This is a genomic window from Rodentibacter pneumotropicus DSM 21403 (assembly GCF_000379905.1).
In the GTDB taxonomy this organism is placed as follows: domain Bacteria; phylum Pseudomonadota; class Gammaproteobacteria; order Enterobacterales; family Pasteurellaceae; genus Rodentibacter; species Rodentibacter pneumotropicus.
The window spans coordinates 47,545-63,347 of record NZ_KB904056.1 but is presented as its reverse complement, the minus strand read 5'-3'; the positions used below and the strand labels follow the sequence as shown (position 1 = coordinate 63,347).

Genomic DNA, 15,803 nt, shown 5'->3' with positions numbered 1-15,803 from the left:
TCAAAAATGTTATTATTGTGTTTAAAGTAAATTCTCTGTCTCAAATTTTTTCATAAACTTGATTAAGGCTTCTACACCTTCTAAAGGCATTGCATTATAGATAGAGGCCCGCATTCCGCCTAACACTTTGTGTCCTTTTAAGGCTTGTAAGCCGGTAGCTGTTGCTTCTGCTACGAATTTTGTATCCAATTCCGGATTGCCGGTAACAAAGGTGACATTCATCGTTGAACGGTTTTCTTTTGCCACTACATTTCGATAGAGTTTGCTGGAGTCTATATACTCATAAAGCATTTTTGCCTTTAATTCATTTTGTCTGGTAATCGTTTTTAAACCGCCCATTGCTTTGATATGTTTAAACACTAAAGAGCAGAGATACCACGCAAAAGTTGGCGGTGTATTGATCATTGAATCCGCATCCCTTTGTACCGCATAGTTCCAGATAGAAGGGGTTTCTTTACGGGCATGACCGATCAAATCATCACGAATAATGACTAGCGTAATACCGGCAGGGCCGAGATTTTTTTGTGCACCGGCATAAATTACGCCAAATTTGCTAATATCAATTTCACGAGAAAGAATATTGGAAGACATATCTGCCACAAGTACCGCATCGCCTACATTTGGCACCTCAAAAATTCCCACACCGCTAATGGTTTCGTTAGGGCAGTAGTGTACATAATCGTATTGATCGGTAATATCACTGAAATCTAATCGGGTAATATGTGTATTATCACCATTTTCGACAATGGTAATTTCATCAATTTCTGCAAAATTACGGGCTTCTTTTGCGGCAGTTGCAGACCAATGCCCACTGTTTAAATAAAGTGCTTTGCCTTTTTTACCAATCAAATTCATCGGTAATGCGGCAAATTGACCTCGAGCCCCGCCTTGTAAGAATAGCACTCGATAGTTGTTAGGAATGTTATATACTTCACGCAGATCTTTTTCTGCTTCGGTAATGAGATCCATAAAATACTTACCGCGGTGGCTGACTTCCATCACAGAAACACCTTGCCCTAACCAGTTGGTCAGCTCTGCTTGTGCTTGCTGTAATACTTCAGGAAAAATCATTGCCGGACCGGCACTAAAATTGAAGACTTGTGACATCGTGTTTTCTCATTTTTAGAAAATAATGATTCAAGTTTTATCACTATAAAAGCGGATAATCAACGTTTTTTAGAAAAATCTCTGCTTTTTTATATCGGACAAAAAATTTAAATTTAAGGCTTTGACGAATAGGGAAAAAAAAGCTAAATTACAGCCAATAATTTTGTTGGGAGAGCAACTATGGAAACCGTAAATAAACAATCTTTTCAAGAAGTGTTGGAATATGTGCGTATGTATCGTTTAAAAAACAAACTAAAACGTGATATTGAAGACATCAGCCGTAAAATTCGTGACAACCAAAAACGCGTATTATTACTTGATAACTTAAATCAATATATTCGTGATGATATGGATATTGAAGATGTTCGCGCTATTATTGAAAATATGCGTGATGACTATGAAACACGTATTGATGATTACACGATTCGTAGTGCCGAACTTTCTACACAACGTCGCGAAATCAGTGGAAAGATGAAAGAGCAAAAGAAATCTCACGCAGAATTATTAAAAAAATCCAAATAAAAATTCAGTTAAAATAACCGCACTTTGAGAGCATTAGAGTGCGGTTATTTTTTAGATTTTTTTCATTGAATGATCGATAAAATTTAATGCTAATTCAGAGAGTTTTTTTCCATCAGGAAAAATAAGATCCGGTGTAATTTCCAGTAAAGGTACAATGACGAATTCCCGATTATACATATCATAATGAGGTATGGTTAGGCGTTCATTTTGAATGATTTCATTTCCGTAGAGTAGAATATCTAAATCTAATGTACGTTCACCCCAACGGCGCAGGCGTACCCGCCCTTGTTCATTTTCAATGCGTTGTAATTCATCCAACAACGATAATGGGGGAAGAGTCGTTTCGATTTTTGCTACCGCATTGACATAATCAGGCTGATCTTGCGGACCAAGCGGTTTACTTTGGTAGAACGAACTTACCGCAAGAAATCGGGTTTGCGGCAAGTTTTTTATTGCTTGTAATGCACTATTAAGCTGGTTAATAGGCGTATCTAGATTACTACCAAGGGCAATATATGTATCTATCATATGCTATTCCATCGGTCTGGCCTTGCGACGTTTACGTGAACGGAAGTATTTTTTCTTTGGTTTTGGGTGCAAAGATTGCTGTTCTTTTACAAGCTGATTGCGTTGATCGTTATTACTGAATTGATACTCATGCCACCATTTAGCGAGTTCAATGGTGTCTCCGCCTTCAAGTTCGGCACGCATTGCTAATAGATCGAAAGCTGCGCGAAATTTAGGATGTTCCATTACCCGCACAGGTGCAGATCCTGTTCGTTTAAGTAATTGTAATTGCAAAAACCAAATATCACGAATCACTGTTGTATGACGGCGTGGGGCTGCCAAGGATTGACAAAATAAATCCAATATTTCATTGCCGGCAAGGGCGTAGGCATCATGGTTATTTAATCCACCTTCATTTTTTAATATTTCTACTTTTTCACGTAACGGATACCAGAAAAATGCAGCAAATAAAAATGCAGGGTTTATACGCAATTTATCGGTGACACGTTCGTCAGTTGAAGTGAGTGCCATTACGATCATACGTTCGGCAAAACTATCTTCTTTTTCCGTAAAAAAAGGTATGAGACCGGGAAATAGCTGTTCAAACAAGCCGTATTGGCGTAATAAACGATAAGTTTTTACGCCATGACCGGTTTGTAGTAATTTTAAACTTTCATCAAATAAACGTGCGGCTGGAATATTTTTTAGCAAATAAGCTAATTCGTGAATAGGTTGCTCGCTTGGTTTTTCAAGGAACATATCCAATTTTGCCATAAAACGGATGGCACGTAACATACGTACAGGATCTTCTTGATAACGGGTTATCGGATCGCCAATTAAGCGTAACTTACCAGCCTTTAAATCTTCAATACCGTTAAAATAATCGCGTAATGTATTATCTTTCGGATTGTAATAAATGGCATTGATCGTGAAATCACGGCGTTCCGCATCTTGTTCAATAGTGCCATATACGTTATCACGCAAAAGCATTCCATTATGGCTCTGTTTGGCTTGGAGCTCATTACGTGCATCATTATGACTGGCACGAAAAGTTGCCACTTCGATAATATCCCGGCCAAACATAATATGGGCGAGACGGAAACGTCGACCGACCAAGCGGCATTGGCGTTGGAAAATATTTTGGACTTGTTCCGGACGGGCATTGGTGGCTACATCAAAATCTTTTGGATGTTTGCCCAGTAACATATCACGAATAGAACCGCCAACAATATAGGCTTCAAATCCTTGACGTTGTAATTTTTCAACCACGGAAAGCGCATTACGGCTAAACATACGTGGATGAATGCCAAAATTTGTCGCTTTAATCATTCTTTTATTATAGCGATGAGATTGACTGGCTGTATTTTTATTCACATATTGTTGTGTAACAGATTGCTCAACTCCTCTAGAATGAGCTTTTGCTTGGGGTGTTTTTTGTTGTAGCACTTTTTTCTTTTTGCCAAACAAATTTTTAATATAAGTAAGAATAATAAACTCCGTTTTTTAAACGCGAAAAGTGCGGTTTTTTTGACCGCACTTTTTCTAAATGAATGGTAAATTAACCCGCAACTTGTTTTTCGCGAATTTCCGCAAGGGTTTTGCAGTCAATACACAAATCTGCCGTTGGACGGGCTTCTAAACGACGAATGCCAATTTCTTCACCACAAGAATCGCAGTAACCGAAATCATCGGTATCCAACTTTTTCAATGTTGCTTCAATTTTTTTCATTAATTTGCGTTCACGATCACGATTACGTAATTCTAGGCTGAATTCCTCTTCTTGTGTCGCACGATCGGCAGGATCCGGGAAGTGAGCCGCTTCATCTTGCATATGAGCAACTGTACGTGAAGCCTCTTCCACGATTTGTTCGTGCCAGGCCGTTAAGATTTTCTTAAAATGAAGAAGTTGGTTTTCATTCATGTACTCTTCATCTTTTTTTGGTTGATATGGTTTTACGCCAGCCAGTTCTAATAAACTTAACGTTGCTTTTGACATATCTCACTCCTAATACAAACAGAATTTAAGCGTGAACTTCACGACTTCCTGTCATTATCATTAATCATTGCCTCTCAACTTTTTATTTTATTGAGAAGTCTGTTTTTTGAGGGCGTTATAAATAACAGATGTTGCCACTTTTAGCAAACAAAATTTCCTCACTAAAATTATATTTTGCGATCAAGATCCCAAAATTTAGGGGAAATGATTGTTTAGTGATTTAAAAATACATAGTGTGCGCACATTTTATTCATTGTTCTTATCCCATGTCTGTAAATTTGTTTACTTTGGCAATAAGTCTTATTTGTGCGTCGTTATCGTTGCTATTCCTACCTGATTTTATGTTAATCGGTTGGAAACAAACGCTACTATGTAATTTAGTTTTCACTCTGACCGCATTTTTATTCTATTGGTTCAAAAAAATATGGCTGTTTCATTTTTTCATTATTTTGAATGTCATTGCTTTGGCATTCGGATATACCCATGCTTTTGCACTAAATTTATTACAACAAGCCAATGAGATTTTGCCTGAAAAACAAAATTTGGTTTTACAAATTGAAGGTTTGTTACATCAGCAACAATACCAAACGGTGATTGCCCGTACGATATTAAATAAAAAGGAGCAACGAATTTTTCTTAATTGGAAAGAGGAAGCGAAACCTTTTTTAGGGGAAAAATGGCAAGCTGAAGTTTCTATTCGACCTCTTTCTGCAAGATTGAATTTGGGGGGATTTGATCGCCAACAATGGTATTTTTCTCAGGGCGTGACCGCTAGTGGAAGTTTAAAAAGTGCGGTCAAAATCGACAGTGATTTTTCATGGCGGGAGAAAAAATTATGGAGGGCATTAAAACAAACGGAGGCACTTTCTTTACAAGGCTTACTGATTGCCCTAGCTTTTGGGGAGCGGGCATGGTTGGATCAAACTACATGGCAAATTTATCAGCAGACGAATACGGGACATTTAATTGCGATTTCCGGATTACATATTGGATTGGCTATGGGAATGGGGTTTTTATTAGCCAGAGCGACGCAGTTTTTCTTTCCAACAAGGTATATTAAACCGGCTTTCCCGCTATGGTGTGGGGCTTTTTTGGCCTTATTTTATGCTTATTTATCGGGCTTTAGTGTACCTACTTTGCGGGCAGTTTCTGCCTTACTTTTTGTTTTAACGATACAATCACAACGCCGCTATTATTCAGCTTTTCGGCTTTTTATTTTAATCATCGCCTTTCTTTTACTATGCGATCCTCTTATGCCTCTTTCGATAAGTTTTTGGCTTTCGATAGGGGCAGTATTTTGTCTGATTATTTGGTATCGCTATGTACCGCTTTCTTTATTTCAATGGCGATATCAACCTTTTTCACTCAAAGTGCGGTGGATTTTGGGCTTATTTCATCTGCAGTTTGGATTATTATTGTTGTTTACACCGCTACAACTTATTTTATTTAATGGAATATCACTAAGCGGTTTTTTCGCCAATTTGGTAGCAGTGCCCTTATACAGTTTTTTTCTTGTCCCTGTGATCTTATTTGCTGTGTTAAGCGATGGTGCATTGTATTCTTGGCAATTGGCAAATCATTTGGCAGAAGGGATTACACAGATTATTACTCTTTTTCAGGGAAGATGGTTTAGTATTTCATTGAATTTATCATTAATTTTAACCGCACTTTTCAGTCTGTTTTTTCTTCTGATCACCCTTAGGATCTACAGTGAAAAAAGAGTTTTGCAGAAGGATTGGAAAATAAAAGCAGCAAAATATTTTACACTGGATATCAATAGATCATTGCCGATAATTTGGAAAAAACAAGCCGTTTGGGGTTCTGTAGGTATTGCTGTTTTATCCTTATTGATTGTTATTATTCGCCAATATCAAAAACCGGTTTGGCAGCTGGATACCCTAGATGTAGGACAGGGGGTGGCAACCTTAATTGTAAAGAATGGTCGGGGGATTTTGTACGATACGGGATCGGCGTGGCAAGGCGGTTCAATGGCTGAATTGGAAATCTTACCTTATTTACAACGTGAAGGAATAAATTTGGATAAACTCATTTTAAGTCATGATGATAATGATCATTCCGGCGGTACAAAGGCAATTTTAAAAAACTATCCGAATGTAGAACTCATTTCCTCATCTGAAAAAAATTATGGCGAAAGTCATCGAACTTTTTGTATTGCAGGAAAAGAATGGGAGTGGCAGGAAATTCATTTCCGTATTCTTTCACCGCAGAAAGTGGTAGCACGGGCGGATAACCCGAATTCTTGCGTCATTTTATTAGAAGATGGCAAACATCGTGTCTTGCTTACCGGTGATGCCGAAACGAAAAACGAGCAAATTTTTGCCCGCACTTTGGGAAAAATCAATGTGTTACAAGTAGGTCATCATGGTAGTAAAACTTCCACAGGTGAACTTTTACTTTCACACACCAAGCCGGATCTTGCGATTATTTCAAGCGGTCGTTGGAATCCTTGGCATTTTCCCCATTTATCTGTCATGAAACGTCTTAAACAACATCAAAGCGCGGTCGAAAATACGGCGGTTTCGGGACAAATTCGTGTTAGTTTTTACCATGACAAATGGAAGGTTTCACGCCAAAGGACGGCGTTTTTTCCTTGGTATGCTCGTCCGATTGGATTATCTACGGAATAAAAGGTACAATGCGACGAATTTTTTTCGGAAGATAATTATTATGCAAGACCAAAAAATACAAGATAAAGACCTATCCACTATGCAGACTTTCAAACGTTTGTGGCCAATGATTAAACCGTTCAAATCCGGATTAGTGGTGGCTGCTGTTGCGCTTGTACTTAATGCTTTAGCGGATTCCGGTTTAATTTATTTATTAAAACCCTTACTTGACGAGGGATTTGGTAAAGCCGATCATTCTTTTTTGAAAATGATGGCTTTTGTTGTGGTAGGAATGATTTTTGTACGTGGTGTAAGCAATTTTATTTCTAACTATTGTTTGGCTTGGGTTTCCGGCAAAGTGGTGATGACAATGCGCCGTCGCTTATTCAAACATTTAATGTTTATGCCGGTGAACTTTTTTGACCGTAATCCGTCAGGCAAGTTACTTTCCCGTATTACTTACGATTCTGAAATGATTGCCAATTCCTCTTCTAGCTCACTGGTAACGATTGTACGTGAAGGAGCGTATATTGCTTCTTTGCTTGCCGTTATGTTTTATACCAGCTGGGAATTAACGTTAGTGTTATTTGTAATTGGGCCGATTATTGCCGTACTAATTCGTATGGTGTCAAAAATCTTCCGTAAACTCAGTAAAAATCTGCAAGATTCCATGGGGGAACTCACCTCTACCACAGAGCAAATGTTAAAAGGGCATAAAGTCGTCTTATCTTTTGGCGGTCAGTATGTGGAGGAGGAACGTTTTAATCACGTGAGTAATGATATGCGTCGTAAAGGGATGAAAATGGTTACGGCGGATGCAATTTCCGATCCTGTTGTGCAGATCATTGCTTCTTTGGCTTTAGCTGTGGTGCTTTATTTGGCGACGACACCATTAATTGCAGATGATAACTTAAGTGCCGGTTCTTTTACGGTGGTTTTTTCTTCTATGCTTGCCATGATGCGTCCACTTAAATCTTTAACGAATGTTAATTCCCAATTTCAACGCGGAATGGCTGCTTGCCAAACATTATTTTCGATTTTAGATTTAGAACCGGAAAAAGATAACGGTAGCTACAAAGCGGAACCGGCAAAGGGCGAACTGGAATTTAAAAATGTGAGTTTTGCTTATCAAGGTAAAGATGAGCTCGCGTTAAATAATATTTCATTTAATATTCCTGCCGGAAAAACGGTGGCGTTGGTCGGTCGTTCAGGTTCAGGTAAATCCACTATTGCCAATCTCGTCACTCGTTTCTACGATATTTCACAAGGTGAAATTTTGCTTGATGGGGTGAATATTCAGGATTACCGTTTATCCAATTTACGTCAAAATTGTGCTGTGGTTTCTCAACAGGTGCATTTGTTTAACGATACGGTTGCCAACAACATCGCTTATGCGGCAAAGGATAAATACACGCGTGAAGAAATTATCGCTGCGGCTAAGGCGGCTTACGCACTAGAGTTTATTGAAAAACTACCACAAGGTTTTGATACCGTAATCGGTGAGAATGGTGCGAGTTTATCCGGAGGACAACGCCAACGTTTAGCTATTGCCCGTGCTTTATTGCGTAATGCGCCGGTGTTAATTTTAGACGAAGCGACTTCTGCTCTTGATACGGAATCCGAACGTGCGATTCAATCGGCACTGGAAGAATTGAAAAAAGATCGTACTGTGCTTGTGATTGCGCACCGCTTATCAACCATTGAAAATGCCGATGAAATTTTAGTGATTGAACACGGCGAAATTCGTGAGCGTGGTAGCCACAATGATCTGCTTGCTTTAGAGGGTGCATATAAACAACTCTATAGTATGCAGTTTAGCAGCTAGATTTGGTTATGTTAAAACGCGGGTTGAAAAACTCGCGTTATTTTATCCGCACTTTTTAGAGGGATTAGAGGGAACATTTATGCCGTTTTGGTATTCGCATTCCAAACTTGCTTGGTTTCTTTTACCATTCTCACTTTTATTTTGGCTGATAAGCCAATTTCGCCGAGCCTTGTTTTTACTTGGCGTGAAATCTTCTTATCGAGCGCAGAAACCGGTGGTGATTGTGGGGAATTTATCCGTTGGGGGTAATGGAAAAACTCCGGTCGTGGTGTGGTTAGTAGAAGAAATGAAAAAACGTGGATTGCATGTCGGGGTGATTTCACGTGGTTATGGTAGCCGGGCAAAAACTTATCCATTGCTTGTTACTGCAAATACGAATCCCTATGAAGGTGGAGACGAGCCGGTACTCATTGTTCAACGCACAGGCGTGCCGGTGGTGATTTCACCGAATCGCCGACAAGCTATTGAATTACTCTTGAAGCATAGTGATTGCGACATCATTATTTCAGACGACGGATTACAACATTATCAATTACAACGAGATATAGAAATTGTGGTGATGGATGCAGAACGTGCGCTCGGCAATGGTTTTGTGTTACCTGCCGGTCCTTTGCGTGAATTACCAAGCCGATTAAAAACGGTGGATTTTGTGATCACTAACGGTGGTAAAAATCAATATTCCGATGCGGTAATGACTTTAGTGCCTCATTATGCTATCAATTTAAAAACCAAGGAAAAACGCCCTTTGAGTGCTTTTCAATCAGGCTCTGCCATTGCCGGTATTGGTCATCCTCCCCGCTTTTTTACGATGTTGGAAACATTAGGGATAGATTTAGTGCAAACCCGAGCTTTCCAAGATCATCAAGATTTTGATGCCTCACAGTTAGAAAAATTTCCGCAAAATCAACCGCTCTTTATGACGGAAAAAGATGCAGTAAAATGCCAAACTTTTGCTAAAGAAAACTGGTGGTATGTGCCGGTGGATGCCGAGGTGGTTGAGGTTGAAAAACAAGGCGAGAATTTACCGCACTTTTGGAAAAAAATTGATGCAATGGTGGAGAAATACAAAAATGCCTGAGCGACTAAATCCAAAATTGCTTGAAGTCATCGCCTGCCCCCGTTGCTTGGCCCGTTTGCAATATGATGCTGAAAACCAGCGATTAATTTGTCGTTATGAACAGCTGGCTTATCCTATTGAAGACGGTGTGCCTCTATTAGTTGCGGAGAAAGCGGAAAAGATCACGGATTAACTTTTGGCTGTTAAACGCCTTATAACTGTTAAGGACTAAGAAGGAATATTTTATGTCATTTACTGTCATTATCCCCGCCCGTTTTGCCTCATCACGTTTGCCGGGGAAGCCCCTTGCAGAGATTGCTGGAAAACCAATGATTCAACACGTATTTGAGAAAGCAAAACAATCAGGCGCAAACCGTGTGATTGTTGCCACTGATAACGAAAAAGTGGCAGCGGTAGCCCAAGGTTTTGGAGCAGAAGTTTGTATGACATCGGAACAGCATAATTCCGGCACAGAGCGTTTAGCCGAAGTCGTAGCAAAGCTTGCTATGCCCGATGATGAAATTATCGTCAATATTCAAGGCGATGAACCCCTTATTCCGCCTGTGATTGTTCGTCAAGTGGCGGAAAATTTAGCAAAATTTAACGTGAATATGGCAACCCTTGCAGTGAAAATTCACGAAGCGAAAGAATTGTTTAATCCTAATGTTGTCAAAGTACTCACGGATAAAGACGGTTATGTACTGTATTTTTCCCGCTCGGTTATCCCTTACGATCGCGATCAATTTATGGGCTTGAAAGATATGGCAAAAGCAACCTTGGCGGAGGTGTATTTACGCCATGTCGGTATTTATGCTTATCGTGCAGGATTTATCAAAAAATACGTGCAATGGGCGCCGACACAGTTGGAAAATTTAGAAAAACTGGAACAATTGCGTGTGCTATGGAATGGTGAACGAATCCACGTGGAACTGGCAAAAGAAGTGCCTGCTGTAGGGGTGGATACCGTCGAAGATTTAGAAAAAGTGCGGTCGATTTTAGCGGCGAATTAAGATGTTTGATGCTAAAAAATTCCTGACAAATGTTTCCCATGAACCGGGTGTTTATCGTATGTATGACGATAAAGATCAGGTCATTTACGTGGGTAAAGCCAAGGATTTGAAAAAACGCCTGTCGAGTTATTTCCGTTCCAATCTCAGCAGTAAAAAAACAGAAGCGTTGGTGGCTTGTATTCATCATATTGATACCACGATTACTTCTTCCGAAACGGAAGCTTTATTATTGGAGCACAATTTCATCAAACTGTATCAGCCTCGTTACAATGTGCTGTTGCGTGATGATAAATCCTATCCTTTTATTTTATTGACGAAAGAACGTCACCCCCGCATTACCGCTTACCGTGGTGCTAAAAAAATTGCCGGTGAATATTTTGGTCCCTATCCTCATGCTGGGGCAGTACGGGAAACCTTATCCTTGCTCCAAAAATTATTTCCGGTTCGCCAGTGTGAAAATTCCGTCTATGGCAATCGCTCCCGTCCTTGTTTGCAATACCAAATCGAGCGTTGTTCCGCTCCTTGTGTGGCGGGTTATGTGACAGATGAAGAATATTCGCAACAGGTGGAATTGGCGAGATTATTTTTGCAGGGTAAGGATCAGCAAGTGTTGGATTATTTGATTGGCAAAATGGATCAGGCAAGCCAAGATTTGGATTTTGAGCAAGCCGCTCGTTATCGTGATCAAATCCAAGCGGTGCGATCGGTTATCGAAAAGCAGTTTGTGTCCAATGAGCGATTAGATGATATGGATATTATGTCCATTGCTTATCAACACGGTTTAGCCTGTGTTCAAGTGATGTTTATCCGTCAAGGAAAAGTATTGGGCAATCGTAGCTATTTTCCTAAAGTGCCGGCAAATACGGATCTTTCCGAGCTAACGGAAACTTTTGTCGGACAATTTTATTTGCAAGGGCATCAGGGCAGAAGTATTCCAAATAGTATTATTGTAGATCGAAAACTCACAGAAAAAGCCGAATTGGAAATTTTGCTCACGGAGCAAGCGGGCAGAAAAGTGACGATCCAAGAAAATGTGAAAGGGGATAAAGGAAAATATCTACAATTAGCACAAGTGAATGCAAAAGCCGCACTCGCCATCCAACTCAAGCAATCATCAAGAATGTCCGAGCGTTATCAGGCATTATGCGAATTGCTCGGTATGTCGGAAATTAAGCGAATGGAATGTTTTGATATTAGCCATACTATGGGGAATCAAACGGTTGCATCTTGTGTGGTTTTTAATCAAGAAGGTCCGTTAAAATCCGATTATCGGCGGTTTAATATTGAGGGCATTACCGGTGGGGATGACTATGCGGCAATGGAGCAAGCCCTCAAAAAACGCTATGACCGTGATTTAGAAGAAGACAAAATCCCTGACGTAATCTTTATTGATGGCGGAAAAGGGCAGCTTAATCGTGCTTTGGAAGTGTTTCAGCAGTTAAATGTAAAATGGGATAAAAACCGACCGCACTTAATTGGCGTTGCGAAAGGGGTTGATCGCCGTGCAGGGCAGGAAGTGCTGAGTATCAGCAAACAAAATCGTGAAATACATTTGCCCGATGACAGTTTAGCCTTGCATTTAATCCAACATATTCGTGATGAAAGTCATCATCACGCCATTAGCGGACACCGTAAAAAACGCCAAAATGCTTTCACCCAAAGCGGTTTGGAAACCATTGAGGGGGTAGGGGCAAAACGCCGTCAAGCTTTGTTGAAATACCTTGGTGGTTTGCAAGGCGTGAAAAATGCTACGGTAGATGAAATTGCTTCAGTACCGGGCATTTCAAAAAAATTGGCAGAGACGATTTATGAAACGCTAAAAAGCTAATTTTGATTTTTTTCAAGAATGAATAAAAAGAAATAGCTATTGCTTTTCTTAATAAAGTGATTATGATCCATCTTTTTGAATTTTTTATAGGAACAAATTATGTTTGAATGGCTTAGTGATCCTGAAGCTTGGCTTTCTCTTGCAACATTAACCGCACTTGAAATCGTTTTAGGGATTGATAATATTATTTTTATCAGTATTTTAGTGGGACGTTTGCCGGCACATCAACGCCAGTCCGGTCGTGTTATCGGTTTATCTTTGGCGATGATTACCCGAATTTTACTCTTGATGTCGCTTGCTTGGATGATGAAGTTAACCGAACCTTTGTTTTCCCTGTTTAGCCAAGAGATTTCCGGACGTGATTTAATTTTATTCTTGGGCGGTTTGTTCTTAATTGTGAAAAGTATCGGAGAAATTAAAGAAGCAATCCATCCTGAAGAACATCATAAAAATGAAAATCAAAAGAAAGTGAGTTATCTTGGTGTATTGATCCAAATAGCTATACTGGATATTGTGTTTTCCCTTGACTCTGTGATTACGGCTGTCGGTATGGCGGAGCATTTAGCAGTGATGGTTTTAGCGATCATTATTGCTGTCGGTGTGATGTTGTTTGCAGCTAAAACAATCGGTGATTTTGTGGATACTCACCCGACTTTAAAAATTCTCGCTTTAGCGTTTTTAATTTTAGTGGGAATCAGCCTTATTGCAGAAAGTCTTGATATGCATATCTCAAAAGGCTATATTTACTTTGCTATGGGATTTTCTGTCGTAGTGGAAATGTTGAATATCAGAATGAGAAAATTGATGAAATAGTAAAGAAGTGCGGTCAAAAATGATCGCATTTTTTATATACATTAATATTTTTGATCTATTCAAATTTCCTATTTATTTTTCTGAAGAATCCAACCATAATACTAGGAAATTTTTCTAAAAGGACTTACTATGAATATCCAGAACATAATTAAACAACATCATCTTGAATTACTTTTCCAACAAGGCTTATTCGGTATTGAAAAAGAAAGCCAGCGTGTCTATGCAGACGGTTCGATAGTAACGACTGAGCACCCGAAAGCCTTTGGTAATCGTAGTTTTCATCCTTATATTCAAACGGATTTTGCTGAAAGCCAACTGGAATTGGTTACGCCGCCAAGTAAAACACTGGACGATGCACTGCGTTGGCTTTCTGCTATTCATGAAGTAACATTACGCACCCTCCCAGAAAATGAATATATTTTTCCATTCAGTATGCCTGCAGGGTTGCCAGCGGAAAATCAAATCAAGGTTGCGCAATTAGATAATCCGGAAGATGTGGCATACCGTGAACATTTAGTAAAAAGCTACGGCAAATATAAACAGATGGTTAGTGGAATTCACTATAATTTCCAGCTAGATCCAGCATTTGTGCAGGCGCTATTTGAAGCTCAAACAGAACAAAAAAGTGCGGTAGATTTTCAGAATGATTTATATCTAAAAATTGCGAAAAATTTCCTTCGTTATCAATGGATTCTGCTTTATTTCTTCTCTGCTACACCGACAGTTGATGAAAATTACTTCCGTAACGGCACCCCACTTCAACCCAATCAATATGTACGCAGCCTACGTTCAAGCCCTTTTGGTTATGTGAACGATCCTGAAATCAAAGTCTCTTTTGAAAGCTTGCAAGCCTATGCTGATAGCCTTGAACATTGGGTAAATAGCGGTAAGTTGATTGCAGAAAAAGAATTCTATTCTAATGTGCGTTTACGTGGTGCTAAAAAAGCCCGTGATTTAGTAAAAACGGGTATCAAATATCTTGAGTTCCGTCTTTTTGATCTCAATCCTTTTGCACCTTGTGGTATTACCTTGGAAGATGCCAAATTTATCCATTATTTCATTTTATTGATGGCATGGCTGGATCATACTGCGGATCAAGATGACGTAGAATTAGGCAAAACCCGTCTTGCAGAAGTTGCTTGGGAAGATCCTTTATCACCAACGACTTACTCTGTAGAAGGGGAGTTAGTATTACTTGAAATGCAAAATATGCTTGAAGCTCTTCGAGTAAATGATGATATTAAAACTATCGTAAAAGAAAAATTTGCACAATTTGCTAATCCAAATGGCACGCTTTGTGCCAATATTATCGTTGCCATTAAGAAATTTGGTGGTTATCAAAAGCTGGGGGCGGATATTGCTAAAGGTAATAAGAAAAATGCTTCAGAGCGTTTTTATGCCTTATCCGCGTTTGACAATATGGAACTGTCAACCCAAGCATTAATGTTTGATGCTATTCAGAAAGGCTTGAAAGTTGAAATTTTAGATGAGCGTGATCAATTTTTAAGCCTGCAATATGGCGACCATATTGAATATGTAAAAAATGGCAATATGACTTCACATGATCGTTATATTTCACCATTAATTATGGAGAATAAAGTCGTCACGAAAAAAGTGTTGGCAAAAGCCGGTTTCAATGTGCCGCAAAGTGTGGAATTTACCGATATAGAAAGTGCGGTCAAAAATTTCCCACTTTTTGAAAATCGGGCTGTGGTGATTAAACCAAAATCAACTAATTTCGGACTTGGAATCACGATTTTCCAACATGGCGTGCAAAATCGGGATGATTTTGCCAAAGCGGTAGAAATTGCTTTCCGTGAAGATAAAGAGATTATGGTGGAAGATTATTTGGTCGGCACGGAATATCGTTTCTTTGTGTTAGGTGATCAAACTTTAGCCGTATTACTACGTGTACCGGCAAATGTGATTGGTGATGGCGTGCATTCTATCAAAGAGTTGGTCGAGATGAAAAATGATCACCCGTTACGTGGTGATGGCAGTCGTACGCCATTGAAGAAAATTGTCCTAGGCGATATTGAAAAACTTCAATTAAAAGAACAAGGATGGACGATTGATTCTATTCCTCCAAGGGATCTTATTGTGCAATTACGGGCTAATTCAAATATTAGTACCGGAGGGGATTCTATTGATATGACGGATCAAATGCACGAGAGCTATAAAAAGATTGCTGTAGAGATTTCCAATGCTATAGGCGCAGCAGTATGTGGAGTAGATTTAATCATTCCTGATTCGGAAAAACCGGCTGAACCTCACCTCAAATCTTGGGGCGTGATTGAAGCCAATTTTAATCCAATGATGATGATGCATATTTTCCCGTATGCAGGACAATCGCGCAGAGTCACCTTGGATGTGCTCAAAATGTTATTTCCTGAAATGAAATAATGTCGTCAATCGAAAAAAGTTGGCTTTTATGAAATATCGGGTTTTGCCATTGGTGAAACCCAATGTAAATGAAAGCGGATTGAGCTAAAATAGTCCTGAATTTAAATC

Annotated in this window: 13 protein-coding genes; 9 read left to right on the top strand and 4 right to left on the bottom strand. The window is 39.4% G+C overall.

The annotated features are described in order from the left end of the window. Positions 1 to 21: 21 nt before the first annotated feature. Complete coding sequence (gene serC, locus A3GE_RS0107270; RefSeq protein ID WP_018356599.1) at positions 22 to 1,107, bottom strand: 3-phosphoserine/phosphohydroxythreonine transaminase; 1,086 nt, start codon at positions 1,105 to 1,107, stop codon at positions 22 to 24. A gap of 180 nt (positions 1,108 to 1,287) precedes the next feature. On the opposite strand from serC, the gene A3GE_RS0107265 reads away from it, so the two are divergent. After that, positions 1,288 to 1,629 (top strand): DUF496 family protein, encoded by a 342-nt coding sequence (locus A3GE_RS0107265; RefSeq protein WP_018356598.1) that lies wholly within the window; start codon positions 1,288 to 1,290, stop codon positions 1,627 to 1,629. A gap of 51 nt (positions 1,630 to 1,680) precedes the next feature. Here the strand turns inward: A3GE_RS0107265 and folK are convergent, their stop codons facing one another. The 3 genes from folK to dksA all read right to left on the bottom strand — a co-directional run bounded on the left by folK (position 1,681) and on the right by dksA (position 4,132). Continuing rightward, complete coding sequence (folK, locus tag A3GE_RS0107260; RefSeq protein ID WP_018356597.1) at positions 1,681 to 2,157, bottom strand: 2-amino-4-hydroxy-6-hydroxymethyldihydropteridine diphosphokinase; 477 nt, start codon at positions 2,155 to 2,157, stop codon at positions 1,681 to 1,683. 3 nt (positions 2,158 to 2,160) lie between these two features. Further along, positions 2,161 to 3,465, bottom strand: a complete 1,305-nt coding sequence (gene pcnB / locus A3GE_RS0107255; protein ID WP_136125965.1) for a polynucleotide adenylyltransferase PcnB — start codon at positions 3,463 to 3,465, stop codon at positions 2,161 to 2,163. 229 nt (positions 3,466 to 3,694) lie between these two features. Continuing rightward, positions 3,695 to 4,132, bottom strand: coding sequence for an RNA polymerase-binding protein DksA (gene dksA / locus A3GE_RS0107250; protein ID WP_018356595.1), 438 nt, complete (start codon positions 4,130 to 4,132; stop codon positions 3,695 to 3,697). A 266-nt stretch (positions 4,133 to 4,398) separates the two neighbouring features. Between dksA and A3GE_RS0107245 the strand changes: the two genes are divergently transcribed. From A3GE_RS0107245 to gshAB, 8 genes are all read left to right on the top strand, one after another. Further along, entirely contained in the window at positions 4,399 to 6,780 is a 2,382-nt protein-coding gene (locus A3GE_RS0107245; protein ID WP_026215432.1) for a DNA internalization-related competence protein ComEC/Rec2, read from the top strand. A gap of 40 nt (positions 6,781 to 6,820) precedes the next feature. Beyond that, positions 6,821 to 8,584, top strand: coding sequence for a lipid A ABC transporter ATP-binding protein/permease MsbA (gene msbA / locus A3GE_RS0107240; RefSeq protein WP_018356593.1), 1,764 nt, complete (start codon positions 6,821 to 6,823; stop codon positions 8,582 to 8,584). A 79-nt stretch (positions 8,585 to 8,663) separates the two neighbouring features. Continuing rightward, the gene (gene lpxK / locus A3GE_RS0107235) at positions 8,664 to 9,662 is read left to right on the top strand and encodes a tetraacyldisaccharide 4'-kinase (RefSeq protein WP_018356592.1); all 999 of its coding nucleotides are present in this window, start codon (positions 8,664 to 8,666) and stop codon (positions 9,660 to 9,662) included. After that, entirely contained in the window at positions 9,655 to 9,834 is a 180-nt protein-coding gene (locus A3GE_RS0107230) for a Trm112 family protein (protein ID WP_018356591.1), read from the top strand. The genes lpxK and A3GE_RS0107230 overlap by 8 nt, the downstream gene beginning before the upstream one ends. A gap of 52 nt (positions 9,835 to 9,886) precedes the next feature. Continuing rightward, positions 9,887 to 10,651 (top strand): 3-deoxy-manno-octulosonate cytidylyltransferase, encoded by a 765-nt coding sequence (gene kdsB / locus A3GE_RS0107225; protein ID WP_018356590.1) that lies wholly within the window; start codon positions 9,887 to 9,889, stop codon positions 10,649 to 10,651. Position 10,652: 1 nt separating this feature from the next. Beyond that, on the top strand, positions 10,653 to 12,479 hold the full coding sequence (gene uvrC, locus A3GE_RS0107220) for an excinuclease ABC subunit UvrC (RefSeq protein WP_018356589.1): 1,827 nt from the start codon (positions 10,653 to 10,655) through the stop codon (positions 12,477 to 12,479). A gap of 99 nt (positions 12,480 to 12,578) precedes the next feature. Next, complete coding sequence (locus tag A3GE_RS0107215) at positions 12,579 to 13,292, top strand: TerC family protein (RefSeq protein ID WP_018356588.1); 714 nt, start codon at positions 12,579 to 12,581, stop codon at positions 13,290 to 13,292. Positions 13,293 to 13,421: 129 nt separating this feature from the next. Next, entirely contained in the window at positions 13,422 to 15,695 is a 2,274-nt protein-coding gene (gene gshAB / locus A3GE_RS0107210) for a bifunctional glutamate--cysteine ligase GshA/glutathione synthetase GshB (RefSeq protein ID WP_018356587.1), read from the top strand. Positions 15,696 to 15,803: the final 108 nt, after the last annotated feature.

What these genes read in the sequence shown, in the direction of transcription:
- serC (WP_018356599.1), bottom strand. Translation starts at nt 1,107, where the DNA reads ATGTCACAAGTCTTCAATTTTAGTGCCGGTCCGGCAATGATTTTTCCT.
- A3GE_RS0107265 (WP_018356598.1), top strand. Translation starts at nt 1,288, where the DNA reads ATGGAAACCGTAAATAAACAATCTTTTCAAGAAGTGTTGGAATATGTG.
- folK (WP_018356597.1), bottom strand. Translation starts at nt 2,157, where the DNA reads ATGATAGATACATATATTGCCCTTGGTAGTAATCTAGATACGCCTATT.
- pcnB (WP_136125965.1), bottom strand. Translation starts at nt 3,465, where the DNA reads ATGATTAAAGCGACAAATTTTGGCATTCATCCACGTATGTTTAGCCGT.
- dksA (WP_018356595.1), bottom strand. Translation starts at nt 4,132, where the DNA reads ATGTCAAAAGCAACGTTAAGTTTATTAGAACTGGCTGGCGTAAAACCA.
- A3GE_RS0107245 (WP_026215432.1), top strand. Translation starts at nt 4,399, where the DNA reads ATGTCTGTAAATTTGTTTACTTTGGCAATAAGTCTTATTTGTGCGTCG.
- msbA (WP_018356593.1), top strand. Translation starts at nt 6,821, where the DNA reads ATGCAAGACCAAAAAATACAAGATAAAGACCTATCCACTATGCAGACT.
- lpxK (WP_018356592.1), top strand. Translation starts at nt 8,664, where the DNA reads ATGCCGTTTTGGTATTCGCATTCCAAACTTGCTTGGTTTCTTTTACCA.
- A3GE_RS0107230 (WP_018356591.1), top strand. Translation starts at nt 9,655, where the DNA reads ATGCCTGAGCGACTAAATCCAAAATTGCTTGAAGTCATCGCCTGCCCC.
- kdsB (WP_018356590.1), top strand. Translation starts at nt 9,887, where the DNA reads ATGTCATTTACTGTCATTATCCCCGCCCGTTTTGCCTCATCACGTTTG.
- uvrC (WP_018356589.1), top strand. Translation starts at nt 10,653, where the DNA reads ATGTTTGATGCTAAAAAATTCCTGACAAATGTTTCCCATGAACCGGGT.
- A3GE_RS0107215 (WP_018356588.1), top strand. Translation starts at nt 12,579, where the DNA reads ATGTTTGAATGGCTTAGTGATCCTGAAGCTTGGCTTTCTCTTGCAACA.
- gshAB (WP_018356587.1), top strand. Translation starts at nt 13,422, where the DNA reads ATGAATATCCAGAACATAATTAAACAACATCATCTTGAATTACTTTTC.